Source organism: Bradyrhizobium sp. Mp27 (assembly GCF_029953005.1).
Classification (GTDB): Bacteria; Pseudomonadota; Alphaproteobacteria; order Rhizobiales; family Xanthobacteraceae; genus Bradyrhizobium; species Bradyrhizobium barranii.
Genome location: NZ_JASAUS010000104.1, coordinates 16,679 through 33,131 on the forward strand (window position 1 = coordinate 16,679; position 16,453 = coordinate 33,131).

18 protein-coding genes and 1 pseudogene are annotated in these 16,453 nt (G+C 65.5%); 7 read left to right on the forward strand and 12 right to left on the reverse strand.

Annotation, left to right across the window (positions count from 1 at the left end):
- Positions 1 to 58: 58 nt before the first annotated feature.
- On the reverse strand, positions 59 to 1,042 hold the full coding sequence (locus QJT78_RS35560) for a VOC family protein (RefSeq protein ID WP_028152281.1): 984 nt from the start codon (positions 1,040 to 1,042) through the stop codon (positions 59 to 61).
- 146 nt (positions 1,043 to 1,188) lie between these two features.
- Between QJT78_RS35560 and QJT78_RS35565 the strand changes: the two genes are divergently transcribed.
- The 4 genes and pseudogenes from QJT78_RS35565 to QJT78_RS35580 all read left to right on the forward strand — a co-directional run bounded on the left by QJT78_RS35565 (position 1,189) and on the right by QJT78_RS35580 (position 5,798).
- On the forward strand, positions 1,189 to 1,980 hold the full coding sequence (locus tag QJT78_RS35565; protein ID WP_038953847.1) for a DNA-binding transcriptional regulator: 792 nt from the start codon (positions 1,189 to 1,191) through the stop codon (positions 1,978 to 1,980).
- A 189-nt stretch (positions 1,981 to 2,169) separates the two neighbouring features.
- Positions 2,170 to 3,666, forward strand: a complete 1,497-nt coding sequence (locus QJT78_RS35570; RefSeq protein ID WP_028152280.1) for a bifunctional 3-(3-hydroxy-phenyl)propionate/3-hydroxycinnamic acid hydroxylase — start codon at positions 2,170 to 2,172, stop codon at positions 3,664 to 3,666.
- A 24-nt stretch (positions 3,667 to 3,690) separates the two neighbouring features.
- Positions 3,691 to 4,541 (forward strand): annotated as a pseudogene (locus QJT78_RS35575) (fumarylacetoacetate hydrolase family protein).
- Positions 4,542 to 4,586: 45 nt separating this feature from the next.
- Positions 4,587 to 5,798 (forward strand): ABC transporter substrate-binding protein, encoded by a 1,212-nt coding sequence (locus QJT78_RS35580; protein WP_028152279.1) that lies wholly within the window; start codon positions 4,587 to 4,589, stop codon positions 5,796 to 5,798.
- 4 nt (positions 5,799 to 5,802) lie between these two features.
- Here the strand turns inward: QJT78_RS35580 and QJT78_RS35585 are convergent, their stop codons facing one another.
- The 3 genes from QJT78_RS35585 to QJT78_RS35595 form a co-directional block, all read right to left on the reverse strand.
- Positions 5,803 to 6,645, reverse strand: a complete 843-nt coding sequence (locus QJT78_RS35585) for a hypothetical protein (RefSeq protein ID WP_038944126.1) — start codon at positions 6,643 to 6,645, stop codon at positions 5,803 to 5,805.
- A 205-nt stretch (positions 6,646 to 6,850) separates the two neighbouring features.
- Complete coding sequence (locus QJT78_RS35590; RefSeq protein ID WP_038936237.1) at positions 6,851 to 7,342, reverse strand: SRPBCC family protein; 492 nt, start codon at positions 7,340 to 7,342, stop codon at positions 6,851 to 6,853.
- Complete coding sequence (locus QJT78_RS35595; RefSeq protein WP_028152276.1) at positions 7,342 to 7,731, reverse strand: metalloregulator ArsR/SmtB family transcription factor; 390 nt, start codon at positions 7,729 to 7,731, stop codon at positions 7,342 to 7,344. Before QJT78_RS35595 ends, QJT78_RS35590 begins: the two co-directional genes overlap by 1 nt.
- A gap of 376 nt (positions 7,732 to 8,107) precedes the next feature.
- Here QJT78_RS35595 and QJT78_RS35600 point away from each other — a divergent pair, with 376 nt between their 5' ends.
- Positions 8,108 to 9,163, forward strand: coding sequence for a serine hydrolase (locus QJT78_RS35600; protein ID WP_038944125.1), 1,056 nt, complete (start codon positions 8,108 to 8,110; stop codon positions 9,161 to 9,163).
- Positions 9,164 to 9,230: 67 nt separating this feature from the next.
- Here QJT78_RS35600 and QJT78_RS35605 read toward each other — a convergent pair whose 3' ends face one another.
- Both QJT78_RS35605 and QJT78_RS35610 read right to left on the reverse strand, forming a co-directional pair.
- The gene (locus tag QJT78_RS35605; RefSeq protein WP_038944124.1) at positions 9,231 to 10,064 is read right to left on the reverse strand and encodes an outer membrane protein; all 834 of its coding nucleotides are present in this window, start codon (positions 10,062 to 10,064) and stop codon (positions 9,231 to 9,233) included.
- Between the two features lie 278 nt (positions 10,065 to 10,342).
- Entirely contained in the window at positions 10,343 to 11,047 is a 705-nt protein-coding gene (locus QJT78_RS35610; protein ID WP_028152272.1) for an SDR family oxidoreductase, read from the reverse strand.
- Between the two features lie 111 nt (positions 11,048 to 11,158).
- Here QJT78_RS35610 and QJT78_RS35615 point away from each other — a divergent pair, with 111 nt between their 5' ends.
- Positions 11,159 to 12,001, forward strand: a complete 843-nt coding sequence (locus QJT78_RS35615) for a GNAT family N-acetyltransferase (RefSeq protein ID WP_028152271.1) — start codon at positions 11,159 to 11,161, stop codon at positions 11,999 to 12,001.
- An 18-nt stretch (positions 12,002 to 12,019) separates the two neighbouring features.
- Here QJT78_RS35615 and QJT78_RS35620 read toward each other — a convergent pair whose 3' ends face one another.
- From QJT78_RS35620 to QJT78_RS35640, 5 genes are all read right to left on the reverse strand, one after another.
- Positions 12,020 to 12,472, reverse strand: a complete 453-nt coding sequence (locus QJT78_RS35620; RefSeq protein ID WP_028152270.1) for a hypothetical protein — start codon at positions 12,470 to 12,472, stop codon at positions 12,020 to 12,022.
- A gap of 145 nt (positions 12,473 to 12,617) precedes the next feature.
- On the reverse strand, positions 12,618 to 12,989 hold the full coding sequence (locus tag QJT78_RS35625; RefSeq protein WP_028152269.1) for a DUF2255 family protein: 372 nt from the start codon (positions 12,987 to 12,989) through the stop codon (positions 12,618 to 12,620).
- A gap of 5 nt (positions 12,990 to 12,994) precedes the next feature.
- Positions 12,995 to 13,390, reverse strand: a complete 396-nt coding sequence (locus QJT78_RS35630) for a cupin domain-containing protein (RefSeq protein ID WP_028152268.1) — start codon at positions 13,388 to 13,390, stop codon at positions 12,995 to 12,997.
- Between the two features lie 83 nt (positions 13,391 to 13,473).
- Entirely contained in the window at positions 13,474 to 14,163 is a 690-nt protein-coding gene (locus QJT78_RS35635) for a carboxymuconolactone decarboxylase family protein (RefSeq protein ID WP_348652403.1), read from the reverse strand.
- 111 nt (positions 14,164 to 14,274) lie between these two features.
- Positions 14,275 to 15,021, reverse strand: coding sequence for an SDR family oxidoreductase (locus QJT78_RS35640; protein ID WP_038944123.1), 747 nt, complete (start codon positions 15,019 to 15,021; stop codon positions 14,275 to 14,277).
- Positions 15,022 to 15,177: 156 nt separating this feature from the next.
- Here QJT78_RS35640 and QJT78_RS35645 point away from each other — a divergent pair, with 156 nt between their 5' ends.
- Positions 15,178 to 16,092 (forward strand): LysR family transcriptional regulator, encoded by a 915-nt coding sequence (locus QJT78_RS35645; RefSeq protein WP_028152266.1) that lies wholly within the window; start codon positions 15,178 to 15,180, stop codon positions 16,090 to 16,092.
- An 85-nt stretch (positions 16,093 to 16,177) separates the two neighbouring features.
- On the opposite strand, the gene QJT78_RS35650 is transcribed toward QJT78_RS35645, so the two are convergent.
- A partial coding sequence (locus QJT78_RS35650; RefSeq protein WP_281460440.1) for a hypothetical protein occupies positions 16,178 to 16,453 on the reverse strand: 276 nt, incomplete at its 5' end.

The window sequence follows — 16,453 nt, forward strand, 5'->3', positions numbered from 1 at the left end:
TGCTCCGTCGGGCGAAAACGCCTCCACCGCGCCGCCGATTTTGCCGCGTGCCCGCGGATCATTCGCGCGCGACCACCTGGTCCAGCCACGCGCAGTTCAGCGGCGGCACGTTCGGATCGGCGACGCGCACGCCGCGGGCTGCCGCATCCAGCCGCATGTCGCGCAGCCGCTTGCGCTGTTCGTCCGGCATATGGAGGCGCTCGTGGCCCCACAGCGAAGGCCCGTCAAAGGTCTCGTGCGGCTGCCAGGTCTCGGGATCGATGATGCGCCCGCCCCAGCCATATTCGATGAAGAAGCCGGAAGGCGTGTTCACATAGAACGAGGTCATGTGGTCGTTGGTATGCCGGCCCAGCGTGTAGACCACGCGACCGTCTTCGAGCTGCGCGAGGTCGTAGCCCTGCCCGACATCGTCAAGGGTCCCGAGCTCGACCATGAAGTGGTGCAGCGCCTTGCGCCCCGATCCGACCATCGCGAAGGAATGGTGGCGACCGTTCACATGGAAGAAATAGAGCCCGTAGGGTTTCAGCCCGTAGTCCGAAACGTGGAAGCCGAGCACGTCGCGATAGAACGGCAGCAGCGGCTCGACATCTTCGACATTCATCACGACGTGGCCCATGCCGAGCGCGCCGGTGCGAAAGCCCGAGATCGGCCGGCCCGGCCTGAACGGCTCGTTCGCAAGCTCCGGCTTGCAGAAAGCCTCCAGCCGGTTGCCCGCGGGGTCCGCGAAAACGATCAGCTCGGCGACATTGCGCTCGTCGGCGAGCGCGCGCGAGCCACGCGTCACCCTCACGCCATGGCTCTCGAGCCTGCCCGCAAGCTGCTCCAGCTCCACGGTCGAGGGAACCTCCCAGCCCATCACCGCCAAACCGGCATCGCTGCTGCCATCAACGATCAGCCGCTGTTTGCGATCATCCATGCGGAAGGCGCGCATCTTGCCGCCGCGATCGACCTGCTGCATGCCGAGCAGCCCGGTCGCCATCTGACCCCACTGATCGAGCTGGGACGAGTTGATCCCGATATAGCCGAGCGCGGTGATTTCCATCGACGTCCTCCCGAGGGCATCGCGTTCACCGCAGTGCGGCGAACTTGATACCGGCCGCGCGCGATCCTACGGTGATGTCCGCAATCGCTTCGCGTTCGCAAAGACGATAGTCGCGGCGCGATCTGCCACAAGGGAGGAAATACGAAGTGTCCAAGGAGCGGACGCGGAACGGCCAACCTCGGCAATCGGAGGGCGTGCGCGCCTTCAAGCGCGGGCTGGACGTGCTGCAGGAGGTCAACCGCTCCGGCGGCATTCGTGCCGGCGACGTCGCCCGCGCGCTCGATCTGCCTCGCCCGACCGTCTATCGCCTGCTCGAAACGCTGGAGGAACTCGGCTATGTCGCCCGCAGCGCCAGCGACGAGCGCTTTCGCGTGACCCGCCTCGCTCTGAGCCTCGGAGACGGCTACGATCCCGGTGTCGTGATCTGCCAGGCGGCCGCGCCTTTTCTCGCCGAACTCAGCAAAACTCTGGTCTGGCCGGTCGATCTCTCGACTTACGAGAACGCCGCGATGGTGGTGCAGGAAACCACCCATTCGCGCAGCCCGCTCTCGATCGACCGCGGCATGATTGGAAAACGGCTGCCGATGCTGCGGACCTCCGCAGGCCGCGCTTATCTCGCCGCATGCCCCACGCGCGAGCGGGACCTCATCGTCAGCCATCTCCGCCGCATCGATGAGGCCGACGACCGTCCCTTCCTCGATGAGGGCCGTCTCACCCAGATGATCGCCGAGACGCAAGCGCGCGGCTACGCGGTCCGCAGCGAAGGCGAATACAATCCCAAGACCGCCTCAATCGCCGTTCCGATCGTGCGCAAAGGCGCCGTCTACGGCTGCATCTCCATCATCTGGATCCGCTCGGCGCTGGGGATCGAGGAAGCAATGGCGCAGTTTGTCGGCCAGCTCCAGGAGACGGCGTCCGCCATTCCGGTCGAGCCGTAGCGCGGCCGGTATGTCCACGCCGTCATGCCCGGGCTCGCCCCAGGCATCCACGTCTTTCGTGCCGCGCGGCAAGGCGTGGATGGCCGGGTCAAGCCCGGCCATGACGACCTTGCCAAGGGCCGTCCGCTGGGCGGACACTTGGCGCGACGGCGTTGATGCTGCGGCGCGGCTTGGGGAAGAGATGGCCCCATGCAGGATAAATCCGCCCCCGAGGAATTTGACGTCGTGATTGTCGGCCGTGGCCCGGTCGGTGCCACGCTCGCCAATCTGCTCGGCCTATGCGGCGTGCGGACCCTGGTGCTGGAGCGCGAGGCGCGGACCTATCATCTGCCACGCGCGGTGCATTTCGACGACGAATGCATGCGCGTATTCCAGACCATTGGCCTGGCCGATACGATCCTGCCGCAGGTCATTCTCAGCCCCGGCATGTTGTTCCTCGACGCCGACGGCAAAATGCTGCTGGACTGGTCGCGGCCGCAGACGCTGACGCCGATGGGCTGGAATCTCAGCTATCGCTTCCACCAGCCCGATCTCGAGGACGTGCTGATCAGCGGCCTCGCGCGCTGGCCGCACGTCAGCTTGCGCAGCCGCTGCGACGTGTTCGCGCTGGATCAAGACGAGAGCGGCGTGCGCGTCCGCTACGAAGATCTCTCGAACGGCAAGCTCAGCGAGGTCCGCGCCGGCTATGTGATCGGCTGCGACGGCGCGCGCTCGCTCGTCCGTCGCTTCATCGGCTCCTGCATGGACGACCTCGGCTTCCACGAGCGCTGGCTGGTGATCGACGTGCAGCTCGAGCGGAACCGCGACGATCTCGGTGACTACAGTATCCAGCACTGCGACCCGCACCGACCCGCGACCTATGTCCGCTGCACCGGCACGCGGCGGCGCTGGGAGATCACGGTCCTGCCCGACGAGGATTCGAACGACGTCGCTCAGCCGGCCAAGGTCTGGGAGCTGCTGTCACGCTGGATCACGCCCGACGATGCCGAGCTCGAACGGGCCGCGGTCTACACCTTTCATTCCGTCATCGCCCAGCAATGGCGCAGTGGCCGGCTGCTGCTTGCGGGCGATTCCGCGCACCAGACTCCGCCCTTCCTCGGCCAGGGCATGTGCGCCGGCATCCGCGATGCCGCCAACCTCGCCTGGAAGCTTGCCGCCGTCATCCGCGACGGCGCCGCACCTGAACTGCTCGATACCTATCAGAGCGAGCGCCAGCCGCATGTGCGCGAGTTCATCGAGCTCGCTATTCGCCTTGGCGGTGTGATCAACACCAAGGCAATCGAGGCGGGTCTTGCGGCTGGCGAACCCCGCAAGAATGCTCCGGTGAAGCTCGAAGTCAAGAAGCCCCTGCTTGGTCCCGGGCTCGCGCTCGGCGACCTGCCTCTCGCCGGACACCTCGCACCACAATTCACGCTGAACGACGGCGGCCGTGGCGACGACCGGATCGGTTATAGCTATGTGCTGCTTGTCGAGGGCGCAGCCCGTCCCGCTCTCTCGCAGGCGGGCATCAATATCCTGACCAGTGACGTTGCCGAGGGCATCGGCCCCTGGCTCCGCGAGCACGGCATCATCGCCGCGCTCGTTCGCCCCGACCGCTACATCGGCGGCACCGCCCGCAACGATGCCGAGCTCGACCGGCTCGTCGCCGCCATCACGCCTCCAACCCACGTGCCGTCCGCGGCCTGACCGAACTCTCCTCAAGGACATCCCATGAAGCTGCTTTCTTTTATCGCCAGTGGCCGCGCCTCTTTTGGGGCCGTCAAGGACAATGGCGTCGTCGATCTCGGCTCACGCATGGCGCCCTGCACCACGCTGCGGCAATTGCTCGAAGCGGTCGCGTTACCGAAGCGGCAAAGCTGGTCGCCTCCACAGCGCCCGATCATCCACTCGACACGATCAGCTTCGCACCTGTGATCCCTGATCCCGGCAAGATCATCTGTGTCGGTCTCAACTATCGCGACCACGTCGCCGAGACCGGCCGCACTGTCACCGAGAAGCCGGCACTGTTCGTCCGCTTCCCCTGCAGCCAGGTCGGCCATCTCCAGCCGATCGTGAAGCCGAAAGTGAGCGACGATTTCGACTATGAGGGCGAGCTCGCACTCGTCATCGGCAAAGAGGGCCGCCACATCCCGGCAAGCCGCGCACTCGACCATATCGCCGGCTATTCATGCTACAATGAAGGCAGCATCCGCGACTGGCAGCGCCACACCAGCCAGTTCCTTTCCGGCAAGACGTTTGCGGACAGCGGCAGCTTTGGCCCGTGGCTGGTGACGGCGGATGAGATCCCCGATCCGTCGAAGCTCAGCCTGCAGACGCGTTTGAACGGCACCGTCGTCCAGGACACGACCACCGACCTCCTGATCACCGCCGTCCCCGAGCTGATCGCTTACATCTCCACCATCTGCCCGCTCGTCCCCGGCGACGTCATCGTGACAGGCACGCCGGGCGGCGTCGGCGCCAAACGCACGCCGCCGCTGTGGATGCGCCCGGACGACACCGTCGAGGTCGAAATCTCTAGCATCGGAGTTTTGCGCAACAAAGTCATCGCCGAACCGGCCTGATCGCCGCCATCGACCAATCAAACATAACAATATTCAGGAAACGCCATGGCCATTCTCCGCACCCCATCCGCCGCCCTCCTGCTGGTCACGCTGGCGCTCGCGGGCTCCCCTGCGCGCGCCGAGATCAAGGGCGACGCCATCCGCATCGGCGTCCTCACCGATATGAACGGCATTTTCGCAACCGCGATGGGCCCGGGCTCGGTCGAGGCGGCGCGGATGGCCGCGGAAGAATTCGGGGGCAAGATCAACGGCAAGCCGATCGAGATCCTGCAGGCCGATCACCAGAACAAGCCGGACCTCGCTGCCTCACTCGCACGAAAATGGTTCAGCGACGGCGTTCAGGCGATCGCGGATGGCGGCAGTTCCGGTGCGGCGCTCGCGGTGCAGGAGCTGGTGCGCGGCAACGGAAACATCTTCCTCGTCTCCGGCGCGGGCGCCAACCAGCTCACCGATGAGGCCTGTGCGCCGACCAGCGTGCAATGGACTCAGGACGCTTATTCCACCGCAACCGCGGTCGTCTCCGGCATCATGCAGACCAGCAAGGAGCCGTGGTTCTTCATCACCGGCGACTATGCTTTCGGGCACTCGATCGAGGCGACCGCGCGCGACCGCATCGCGGCCCTCGGCGGAAAGGTCGCCGGCAGCGTCAAGGCCCAGCTCGGCACGCCCGATTACAGCTCCTTCCTGCTGCAAGCGCAGTCCTCCGGCGCAAAAATCCTGGCGATCAACGTCGCCGGCGACAACGCCACCGCGATCAAGCAGGCGGAGGAGTTCGGCCTCGCCGACCAGGGCATGAAGATCGTGCCGATGTCGTTCCAGAACGTCGACATCGAGGCTGTCGGCCTCAAGGCAACGCGCGGCGATCTCATCGTCACCTCGTTCTTCGAGGATGTCTCGCCAGCCGCCCGGAAGTTCTCCGACGCGTTCTATGCGCGCCGCAAGGCGATGCCCTCGCAGATCCAGGCCGGCGTCTATTCCGCCGTGCGCCACTATCTGCAAGCCTTGAAGGACACCGACACGGACGACAGCGCCACCGTGATGGCGAAGATGAAGGCAACGCCGGTGTCGGACGCCTACACGCCCAACGGCCGCATTCGCGAGGACCAGCGCATGGTGCACGATCTCTATCTGGTGCAGGTCAAGACGCCGGAGGAATCCAAGGGCCCCTGGGACTTCGTCAAGCTGGTCGCGACCATCCCGCCCGACCAGGCCTTCCGCCCGCTCGACCGCAGCAAGTGCGGCCTGGTCGGCAAGTGATCGACTAGGCGAGGTAACGCGTCAGATAGCCTTCCATGGCGTAGAGCGCGCAGAGCGCGAGGCTCGACCACACCGCAGCGGTGAAATACAGGAACATCCAGGTCAGCTCGCCCTTCCAGTGCGCGATGTCGTGGGTCACCACCCAGCGCGTCGCGACGTCGTGCAGGCCGTCGAGGAAGCCGAGGAGCTTGTTGCCCTCTTCATGCCCTGCCCGCCAGCGGCTGAGATACATCGGCACGTCGACGGTGACGAGGAAGGCGAGGAAGCAGGCGATGCCGATGATGCCGGCGATCAGCGCCCAGCGCACCGGTCCCTGGAATTCCGGCATGAGGCGACACAGCGCGATGCCGGCGAGGAAAAACGTCACCGCCCACAACGAATTCTCGATCGCGTTGTAGAGGAAGTTGGTGGTGACGACCGCGTACCAGGAGAAGCACTCCGCGATGATGATGATGGGCACGATCACCAGCGCGATGTTCACCACGGTCTCCGCCCCGGTCATGTGACCCAGCTGATGCAGGATGATCGCCCATTGCGCGACGAAGCACAGCTCGGCCACGGTCGCGACGGTGCGGCCGACGAACACGCTGGAGAGCCAGGTGTCGAACAGGCAGATGCGCTGCACGTCGGCGCGCGGCAGGAACGATCGGAACGCGCAGCCGAACACATAGCCGGCGCAGAGCAGGAACATCAGCCCGATATCCGAACCGCCGCCGGCGCTGCCGGCAACCGTCGGATAGAACTCGCGGTACAGCATGAACCAGACGAGGATGTTGGCACTGCTTACAAGCGTCAGGGACCCCCACCACCACGCGAGGGGATTTGACCGCGCCTGCCACTGCAACATGAATCGCTCCGCCGTAATCGATATGACATCAAGAGGTAGCAATTCTGTCATAAATCGGCGGCGCGACGCGACAAAAATCTACGTTATGGCGCTGTCATAATTGACCTGCGCGCTGTCATATTCGCCAAGGCGACTGCTCTCCCCCATGCGTTTCCGAGCTTATTCCGGGGCGCCTCTTCGAGGCCCCCGGAATAACGCGGGGAGTCTATTTCTTCATCCCACCAACATACGCCGCGAGCTTGTCCAGCGTCTGGTAGCCGTATTCGACTGCACCGAAGCCGATCATGCCATCGCGCTGCTCGGTACTCGAGGCCAGTTGCCGCATCATCAGCACGGTCTTGCCGTTGCTCTGCTCGGCAAAGGTGATGGTGAAGCGGAACATGCCGGGATCGTCGTCCTGGTCGACGCCGTGATCCATCTCCATCAGCGACGGCCGTTCGATGCGGCGGAAGCGCATGCGGTTCGGATAGACGGTGCCGTCGGGACCGATCATGTTGAAGCGCCAGACGCCGCCGACACGCACGTCGATCTCGAAGGTCTCGAGCTTGAAGCCCTTCGGCCCGAACCATTGCGGGAGATGTTTTGGATCGGACCACGCCTCGAACACCAGGTCGCGCGGCGCGTCGATCACGCGCGACATCACGATCTCGCGGTCCATCGACCATTGCGACAGAGCGGGATTGGCAGAATTCGTCATCACTCAGAACCTTTCCGTTTGGTTGTGCGGGACGGCCGCTTGGCGGCCGCCCTCTCCTTCTCTTTCTTCAGTTGCAAGACGTAAGCCTCGAACCGGTCGAGCCGCGCCTCCCAGATCGCGCGCTGCTGCTGGAACCAGTCCTCCGCGCCGACGAGCGCGTCCGGGCTGAGCCGGCAGGTGCGCACGCGGCCGGATTTCTCCGACTGAACGAGCCCGCTCGTCTCCAGCACATGGATGTGTTTCATGAAGCTCGGCAGCGCCATCTCGAACGGATCGGCGAGCTCGCCGACCGAGGCCTCGCCGGCGCAGAGCCGCATCACGATCGCCCGCCTTGTGGGATCGGCGAGGGCCGCGAAGATCTGGTCGAGCTGGGATAATTGGTTAGCCATGGAGCTAACTATACATGGCCGATGACGGGCGTCAATAATTGTTAGCCAATCGGCTAAGTTAAATTGTGGAGCCCGTAGCCCGGATGGAGCGCAGCGCAATCCGGAGGTGTTGCCACAAGCTGCAGCGGTCCCGGATTTCGCTGCGCTCCATCCGGGCTACGGGCCGCAAAACGACGAACGGAACCACAACGCGCAATCGTGAATTGGGGCGCGCCGCCCTCTCCGCTAGAAAGAGATTCGGGGGCGCATCGCACCATGCGTCAGAGCCGTGCCGTCTGTTGTCACCTCATCACACCTCACCCGGCGGGCGTTCGCCCGGGCTGCGCTCGTTCCCCTCGCGCTTGCCTGGCCGCGCCGCGCATCCGCGGATTCCGACATGATCGCGCAGATGCGCGACATCGTCGCCAACGAGCTGGCGCCGACCATGACGCCGGACCAGCCGGGCGGCCTCGCCGCCGCGCTCTATGCCGGCCGCCATGTCGAGTTCTTCAACTACGGCTTCGCCGACGACGCCACACGACGACCGGTCACACCAGATACGCTGTTCAACCTTGGTTCGCTGCGCAAACCGTTCGAGGCGACGCTGGTGGCGCTGGGCTCGCTCCGGAGTGAATTGCGGCTCGACGATGCCTTGCCGAAATATCTGCCCGAGCTCACCGGAGACTATGTCCGCCGCGTCACCGTTGGCCAGCTCGCCACGCACACGTCGGGCATCCTGCTGTCGACCGACCATCCACCCTGGCCGAACGACTCGTTCTCGCGGGCGCAGTTCATCGACATGTTCAACGCCTGGGAGCCGCAGGCCGGCGAGGCGCCCGGCAAGCAGCGCATCTACAGCCATGCCTGTTACGTGCTGCTTCAGCTCGTACTCGAGCGCTGCTACGGCGCTCCGATCGCAACCCTGTTCGAACAGCGCATCCTTGGGCCGATCGGCATGAATGCAACCTCCCTGCCGGAGCGCGGCGAGGACAACCGCGCCGTCATGGACGCGGCGAGGATGCAGCGCGTCGTGCAAGGCTATTCGGATCAGGGCATGGCGATCGGCCCACCCGGCAACCAGCAGAGCTATTTCGACTTTCCCGGCGCCGGCCAGATGTTTTCGTCCGCGCGGGATCTCGCGACCTTCGTTGCGGCCTGCGTCGACGGCCGCTCGGTCGATCCGCATTTGCGCGAGGCGCTGCGGATGACGCAGCGCGAGACCTTCCGCGTCGACGGCAAATTCGGACAGGGCATGGCCTGGGAGACGGTTCACCTCCCCGACGCCACCATCGTCGACAAGCCCGGCGGCCTCAACAATGCCTCCGGCTATCTCGGCCTCGTCCCTGTCAGGCAGATCGGCTTCGTCCTGCTCGCCAATCGCGGCGAATACCCGCACGAGATCGTTCGCTACAAGATCCTGCCCGCGCTGGCGAAGCTCGTCGCCTCGCACTGAACCGTCTCTCGCAACAGAAAGCCCCGGCAGAGCCGGGGCTTTCCGCGCCAGATCAGGAACGGGATGCTCAGTACCTGGCGACGACCGGTCCGCCGAACTTGTAGTTCACGCCGACGCGCACGATGTTCGACTTGAGATCGACCGAGTGGGTGTAGACGTTGCTCGGAAATGGCGTCGTCCCGGCAAAGCCGACCAGATTGGTGCTGGTCGCCGAGACGCTGCCGAGATCGACATAGAGATATTCGGCCTTGAGCGACCAGCCGCCGCCGAACGCGTATTCGGTGCCGACGCCTGCGGTCCAGCCGACGCGGGTATCGCGGATCGTTCCGGATTCGGTCGCGGCTGAGAACGTGTCGGTGAAGTTGAAATTGCCCCTCACCTCCGCGATCGCCGCGCCGCCGGTGGCGTAGAGCAGCCAGGTCGGCGCCGCGAGGAAGCCGATGCGGCCGCGGATGGTGGCAAGCCAGTCGGACGAGACCGACGAGGAGACCGTAAAGCCGGTCGGGGCGCAACAGGGATACAGCGCCGAGCCGGACGCGCTGCCCTTGAAGCCGAAATAGTTGATGTCGCCCTCGAGGCCGAGCACGGCGTGATTGACCTGCCAGTTGTAGCCCGCGGTGAAGCCGCCGGTCACGCTGGAGCTGTTGACGCCCTGGGCGCCGACCGCATTGATAGCGGGAACGCTGCTGGCGGCGAAATAGCCGGCCGGCGTCCAGACGGTCGAGGTGTTCAGATCGGCGCTGCCCCACTGCCCGCCGATATTGCCGCCGACGTAAAAGCCGGTCCAGTTATAGGCCGGCGCCATCACCGGCGCCTTGGTGTATTGCGCGGCGAGATCGGCCGCCTGCGCGGATGCGGTGCCGAGCACAATTGAAGCGACCGCCAGCAAAAGCTTCTTCATTCCAGTCTCCATGCCCCACGCGATTGACGATCGCGTTTTCGATGTGCGCAGATGGGAGCCATCCGGCGCAGATCGGGAATAGGCGGAGCATGTCTGTTCGTCTCGGTCTGCGGCGCAGTTCGTATGGACTGTGACGTAGTCAGTGACTTATCGCGCAAGACCAGCGACGAGTGTGACCCGAACGCCACGCGTCGCCCCGCCGCAGCGGCGCACCACGCAAGCCGCGCGTCGCGTTACGACAAGTGCACAAGAATGGCGGACCGAAGCCGCGCGCCGACTCACACCGAGCGCGTCAGTCCGCCGTCGACGCGGATATTCTGGCCGGTGATGTAGGCGGCACCCTCGGACGCCAGGAACGACACCGTCGCCGCGACCTCTTCGACCTTGCCGTAGCGCTTCATCGGCACGCTGTCGCGCCGCGCATCGGTCTGCGGCAGGCTGTCGATCCAGCCCGGCAGGACGTTGTTCATGCGGATGTTGTCGGCGGCATGGGTGTCGGTGAAGATCTTCGTGAAGGCGGCGAGGCCCGCGCGGAACACCGCGGAGGTCGGGAACATCGCGCTCGGCTCGAACGCCCAGGCGGTCGAGATGTTGATGATGGCGCCGGCCTTCTGCGCCTGCATCACCGGCGTCACCAGCCGGGTCGGACGGATCACGTTGAGGAGATACGTGTCGAGGCCGGTGTGCCACTGCTCGTCGGTGATCTCCGTGATCGCCGCGCGCGGCCCGTGGCCGGCGCTGTTGACGAGCACGTCGATGCGTCCCCATTTGGCTATCGCCCCGTCGACGAGCCGCTTCAGATCATCGTTCGACTTGTTGGAGCCGGTGACGCCGAGGCCGCCGAGCTCGACGGCCAGCGCCTCGCCCTTGCCGGAGGACGACAGGATCGCGACGCGAAAGCCGTCGGCCGCGAGCCGCCGCGCAGCCCCTGCCCCCATGCCGCTGCCGCCAGCCGTGACAAGTGCGACCTTCTCTGCTGCCATGACCGATCATCCCTGTGTTGAGGCGAGCCCCGGGCCCGGCCTATCATGAGGCCTTCTACCGCCGGACCTGCCGCCAGGTCCACCGCCCAAGCATCCGTTAAGGCATCCGCCATGAGCGATCTGCAGATCCGCAATTTGCGCCCCGAGGAGATCGCCACCGCCGTCGACTGGGCCGCGGCCGAGGGCTGGAATCCGGGCCTCGGCGACGCCGCCTGTTTCGCGATCCCGGACGCGAAAGGCTTCTTCGTCGGCGAGATCGACGGCCAGCCGGTCGCAACAATCTCCTGCGTCAATTACGATGATCGCTTCGCCTTCCTCGGCTTCTACATCGTGCGCTCAGGCTTTCGCGGCGCGGGCCACGGCCTGCGCATCTGGAACGCGGCGATCGCGCATGCGGGCGCCCGCGTGATCGGGCTCGACGGCGTCGTTGCGCAGCAGGACAATTACAAGAAGTCCGGCTTCCAGCTGGCCTACGCCAATATCCGCTACGGCGGCATCGTCGCCGCGCCGCCGAATCCGCCCGCCGAAATCGTCGCGCTCGACAATGTCCCGTTCGCGCTCGTTGAAGCCGACGACGCGACCGTCTTCCCGGCCGCGCGCAGCGCCTTCCTGCGCGCCTGGATCAACACATCAGGCCATCTCGGCGGCGCACTGCTGCGCGACGGCAAGCTCGCGGCATGGGGGGTGATCCGGCCCTGCCGGACCGGCCACAAGATCGGCCCGCTCGTCGCCGACGACCGCGGAGCGGCGGAAGCGATCGTGCAGGCGCTGCTGGCGAGCGCAGGCGGCGGCGAAGTGTTCCTCGACGTCCCCGCGATCAATCGCGAGGCCATCGCGCTCGCGGAATCGCTCGGGCTCAAGCCGGTGTTCGAGACGGCGCGGATGTACACAGGGCCGATCCCGCCGCTGCGGATCGACCGCGTCTTCGGCGTGACCAGTTTTGAGCTGGGCTAGCTGGGCGGACGACGCCGCTCAGTAGCAGCGCATGATGTTGACCGTGTGCTCGGCGCCGCCGCGGCCGGGCACCGTCACCTGCTCCGTCGGGCAGCTTGGCACATAGGGCCGGTCGGACGGCACCACGTTCGGCGGGAAGCGATGGGTCCAGTCCCAGGGAACGTCGTACGTATAGGTGTAACGCACGTCGGTGGAGGCCGGCTGCCCGGCATCGACGAAAGGCTGGTTATAGCCTGCGTTGTCGTAGAAGAACCCGCCGCCGCCCGGCCAATAGACCCAGGGCGTGTTGCGGCCGCGGAACCGGGCGCCAGGACCGATCTGCGGACGCCCGATCGCGCCGGAAGGCGCGGCGGCCATCCCGCGCGCGGCGGTGGCGGTGGCGCCGGGCCTGGCAAAACCGTCATTGGCAGAAAGGAGCAGCGCGGCTGCGCTGAGCGAGGCGAAGAGCGCCCCATATGATCTGGACATCATGATACGCACCAACTCGTTTGGCTTCGGCGGCTCCCCACCGCACGCTAGGCCGGGCCGTCGCCCACCCGCAAACGTATAATTAATTGTTGGTTAAGGCACGGGATTACAGCGGTGCGGCGGCCGATTGCCGCTGTCCCGAAATCGGTCAGCGCGGCAATATCCGGATCGTGACGCCGTGCATGCGCGCCCCGATCATCGGCTGGAGATAGGCGAATTTGGCGTATTTCGCCCGGTAGGCCTCGTCGATGCGATGGTTGATCGGCCCCTCGACCGGCGCAAAGGTGACATCCTTCATCATGCCTGCCGCGACGATCCGTCCCGCCTTCTGCCGCACCGCGGCCTGGTACCAGCTCGAGTTCCGCCCGTTATACGGGCGCGCGTAGAGCGCATCGTCAACCGCGACCGACCAGATCCAGGTCGGCGTGCCCGGCGTTGCGCCGTCCTCGCGGAACGGCGCAACGTGCAGATCGTCCGCATCCGCGATACGGCGCAGCTCATCAATTGGCCAGAACGTCATGATGCTCACGCCCTGTATTGGGCATCGGTGACGTGCTCGAGCCAGTCGACAGTCTTGCCGCCAACCGATTCCTGGATAGCGATGTGCGTCATCCCGGTCGCAGGCGTCGCACCATGCCAGTGCTTCAGATCAGGTAGAAACCACACGACGTCGCCGGGCCTGACCTCCTCGATCGGGCCGCCCTCGCGCTGCACCCAGCCAAGACCCGACGTGATGATCAGGGTCTGGCCAAGCGGGTGGGTGTGCCAGGCGGTGCGCGCGCCGGGCTCGAAGGTCACCTGCCCGGCACCGACGCGGCCGGGTTCGGGCACCTGGAACAACGGGTCGATGCGCACCGATCCCGAAAACCTTTCCGCAGGTCCCTTGCGGGAGGGCTGCGAGCCATTGCGTTTGATGTCCATGTCGATCTCCTTTGCATGGGCGAGCCTTGCAGGCGCGCTCGCAAGCAGCGCTGCTACGAGCACGCTCCGTCGCGATAAATTGCTCACGGCTTCGGCCGCTTCTCGAACACGTCCTTGAACACCGACACTGCCGAGAACGCGTTGGGCCAGCCGGCATAGAACGCAAGCTGCGTGACGACCTCGCCGGTCTGTTCCTGTGTCAGCCCGTTATCCATCGCACGGTTCAGATGATAGGTGATCTGCGCGACCTGTCCGGTTGCGACCAGCGCGCTGACCGTAACGAGGCTGCGGTCGCGCGGCGCGAGGCCCGGACGCAGCCAGAGATCGCGGAACAATACATCGGTCGTGTACTGCACGAGGCCGGGTGCGACGTTGCCGAATTGCTGGCCCACGCGCGTCGCCCGGTCGGATTCCGCGGCCTCGTTGAGCGGCAACAGCGCAGGCGAGACTGCCGCCAACTGGTCCGACGCGATCTTGCGGGCCGCAAAGACATCCTTCGCAACCGAGACTGCCGACATCGCATTCGCCCATCCTGTGTAGAAAGCCAGATGCGTGACGATCTCGGAGATCTCGGCGGGCTTGACGCCGCTGGCGAGCGCCAGGTTCAGATAATAGGCGAGCTCGACGGTCTGGTTGCGCGCGATCAGCGCTGCCAGCGTGACGATGCTGCGGTCGCGTGCGCTCAACTGCGGACGCTTCCAGAGATCGCCGAGCACGACGGTCTCGCGGTATTTTTCCAGCGCGGGTGCGACGTCCCTGATGCTGTCAGACATCGGTTTGGCTCCTTCAGTTCCCTGCTCGCTCCTCACCGGCGCAGCGGCAATCAGGCCGAGCGCAGCGATGGCGATGGTCATTCGTCTCACGGGAAACATGGCGCGCCTCGCTCAATAGTCCTGGCGCGTCGGGCGGAACAGGATCTCGTTGATGTCGACATTCTCGGGCTGGCTGATCGCGAAGGCGACGGCGCGCGCGAACGAGGACGCGGGGATCGCGACCTGCGCATAGAATTGCTGGATGCGGGAGGCCGCGTCGCGGTCGGTGACGCTGTCGGGCAGTTCGGTCGCGACCGCGCCGGGCGAGATCACGGTGCTGCGGATGTTGTAGGGTTTCACCTCCTGGCGCAGCCCTTCGGAGAGCGCCCGCACCGCGAATTTCGTCGCAGCATAGACGGTTGAGCCCGGCCCTACCCTGTGGCCGGCAACAGAGGAGACGTTGATGATGTGACCCGCCTTCTGCGCGGTCATGTACGGCAGCGCCGCCGCGATGCCGTAGAGCACGCCCTTGATGTTGACGTCGATCATGCGGTCCCACTCATCGACCTTCAACCGTTCGAGCAGCGACTGCGGCATCAGGCCGGCATTGTTGAGCATCACGTCGATGCGGCCGTGGGCCTTCACACCCGCGTCCACCAGGGCCTTCACCTGCGCGCGGTCGGCAACGTCGGTCCTGACGGCCAGCGCCTTGCCGCCACTCGCCGTGATCTCGTTCACGAGCGCGGCAAGGCGATCGGCGCGCCGCGCACCGAGCACGACCGCGGCACCCTGTGATGCAAGCAGCCGCGCGGCGGCCTCGCCAAGACCGCTGCTGGCGCCGGTAATGACGACGATCTTGCCTGAGATACCCTCGTTCATGACGTTCAACCTTCTTCAATGCGCGCAGCGACGATCCCTCCGTCGTTCGCGGACGGGAGGTACATTCCAGTGATTTGCTGTCGGCTGAAGCTAGGCCGTTTTCGGCCAAGTGATTAGATGATAAAACCTGAATAGATTTATCGCCTGGGCTAATGAATGGACCGCGACAACGCCAGTGACCTCCTCGCCTTCCTCGCGGTCGCGAGAGAACGCAGCTTTACGCGGGCCGCTATCAAGCTCGGCATGTCGCAATCCGCGCTCAGCCAGATCGTGCGCGCGCTCGAGGAGCGGCTCGGCGTGCGGCTGTTGAGCCGCACCACACGCAACGTCGCCCCGACCCAGGCCGGCGAAAGGCTGTTCCGGTCGATTGCCCCGAAATTCGAGGAGATGGACGTCGAGCTCGCCGCACTCGGTGAATTCCGCGAGAAGCCCGCGGGCACCATCCGGATCACCGCGACGGAGAATGCGGCCGATGCGGTGCTGCTGCCGGCGCTGGCCAGGATCCTGCCCGACTATCCCGACATCAAGGTCGAGGTGATCATCGACTACGGCCTGTCCAACATCGTCGCCGAGCAATATGACGCCGGCATCCGGCCAGGCGGTCTCGTCGCCAAGGACATGATCGCAGTCCGCGTCGGTCCCGATCTGCGCATGGCCGTGATCGGCGCGCCGTCCTATTTCGCAGGACGCAAGAAGCCCCGCACCCCGCAGGACCTGACCGAGCACAACTGCCTCAACCTGCGCCTGCCCACGCATGGCGGGCTCTATGCCTGGGAGTTCGAGAAGAACGGCCGCGACCTCAACGTTCGTGTCGAGGGACAGCTCGTCTTCAACGGCGCCGGCGCATTGCTCAGTGCCGCGCTGCGCGGCTTCGGCCTCGCCTACATCACCGAAACCCAGGTGCAGCCCTATCTGGTAAGCGGACAGCTCGTCCGCGTGCTCGCCGACTGGTGCCCGCCCTTCTCCGGTTACCACCTCTATTATCCGAGCCGCCGCCAATCCTCGCCGGCGTTTTCACTGCTGGTGGAGACGCTGCGCTACCGCGGCAGGCAAAACAACACGCGCCCGTAGCCAGTAGCCCGGATGGAGCGAAGCGCAATCCGGGGCCGCTGCATCTGCGGGCGAGAACCCCGGATTACGCTTCGCTCCATCCGGGCTACAAGACCTCGCGTTGCCCGTCGGGCAAAACACCCAAGATGCCGGTCAACCCGTATCGCCAAAAACATTCCACTTTACCGAAATTCGGAATTGGCGGATATTGCGCCCACTCCGGCCCAAGGAAGAGGGGCGTATCGCGATCGTCACGAACGCGGGCCGGGCAGCGGTGGACGCGGGCCACATCGGCGCGAAGGGTTTTGCAGGGCGGGCGACCGTGAGCAAAGACCGCGCGCAAACGACCGGTGTGATCAGCGTACGGCCAAATCGTGTCGTC

Bases quoted from the DNA above. Each gene is read 5' to 3' on its own strand.
- QJT78_RS35630 (WP_028152268.1), bottom strand. From the start codon at position 13,390: ATGGACATCAAACGCAATGGCTCGCAGCCCTCCCGCAAGGGACCTGCG.
- QJT78_RS35615 (WP_028152271.1), top strand. From the start codon at position 11,159: ATGAGCGATCTGCAGATCCGCAATTTGCGCCCCGAGGAGATCGCCACC.
- QJT78_RS35625 (WP_028152269.1), bottom strand. From the start codon at position 12,989: ATGACGTTCTGGCCAATTGATGAGCTGCGCCGTATCGCGGATGCGGAC.
- QJT78_RS35645 (WP_028152266.1), top strand. From the start codon at position 15,178: ATGGACCGCGACAACGCCAGTGACCTCCTCGCCTTCCTCGCGGTCGCG.
- QJT78_RS35635 (WP_348652403.1), bottom strand. From the start codon at position 14,163: ATGTCTGACAGCATCAGGGACGTCGCACCCGCGCTGGAAAAATACCGC.
- QJT78_RS35620 (WP_028152270.1), bottom strand. From the start codon at position 12,472: ATGATGTCCAGATCATATGGGGCGCTCTTCGCCTCGCTCAGCGCAGCC.
- QJT78_RS35590 (WP_038936237.1), bottom strand. From the start codon at position 7,342: ATGACGAATTCTGCCAATCCCGCTCTGTCGCAATGGTCGATGGACCGC.
- QJT78_RS35605 (WP_038944124.1), bottom strand. From the start codon at position 10,064: ATGAAGAAGCTTTTGCTGGCGGTCGCTTCAATTGTGCTCGGCACCGCA.
- QJT78_RS35640 (WP_038944123.1), bottom strand. From the start codon at position 15,021: ATGAACGAGGGTATCTCAGGCAAGATCGTCGTCATTACCGGCGCCAGC.
- QJT78_RS35560 (WP_028152281.1), bottom strand. From the start codon at position 1,042: ATGGAAATCACCGCGCTCGGCTATATCGGGATCAACTCGTCCCAGCTC.
- QJT78_RS35610 (WP_028152272.1), bottom strand. From the start codon at position 11,047: ATGGCAGCAGAGAAGGTCGCACTTGTCACGGCTGGCGGCAGCGGCATG.
- QJT78_RS35595 (WP_028152276.1), bottom strand. From the start codon at position 7,731: ATGGCTAACCAATTATCCCAGCTCGACCAGATCTTCGCGGCCCTCGCC.
- QJT78_RS35585 (WP_038944126.1), bottom strand. From the start codon at position 6,645: ATGTTGCAGTGGCAGGCGCGGTCAAATCCCCTCGCGTGGTGGTGGGGG.
- QJT78_RS35600 (WP_038944125.1), top strand. From the start codon at position 8,108: ATGATCGCGCAGATGCGCGACATCGTCGCCAACGAGCTGGCGCCGACC.
- QJT78_RS35570 (WP_028152280.1), top strand. From the start codon at position 2,170: ATGCAGGATAAATCCGCCCCCGAGGAATTTGACGTCGTGATTGTCGGC.
- QJT78_RS35580 (WP_028152279.1), top strand. From the start codon at position 4,587: ATGGCCATTCTCCGCACCCCATCCGCCGCCCTCCTGCTGGTCACGCTG.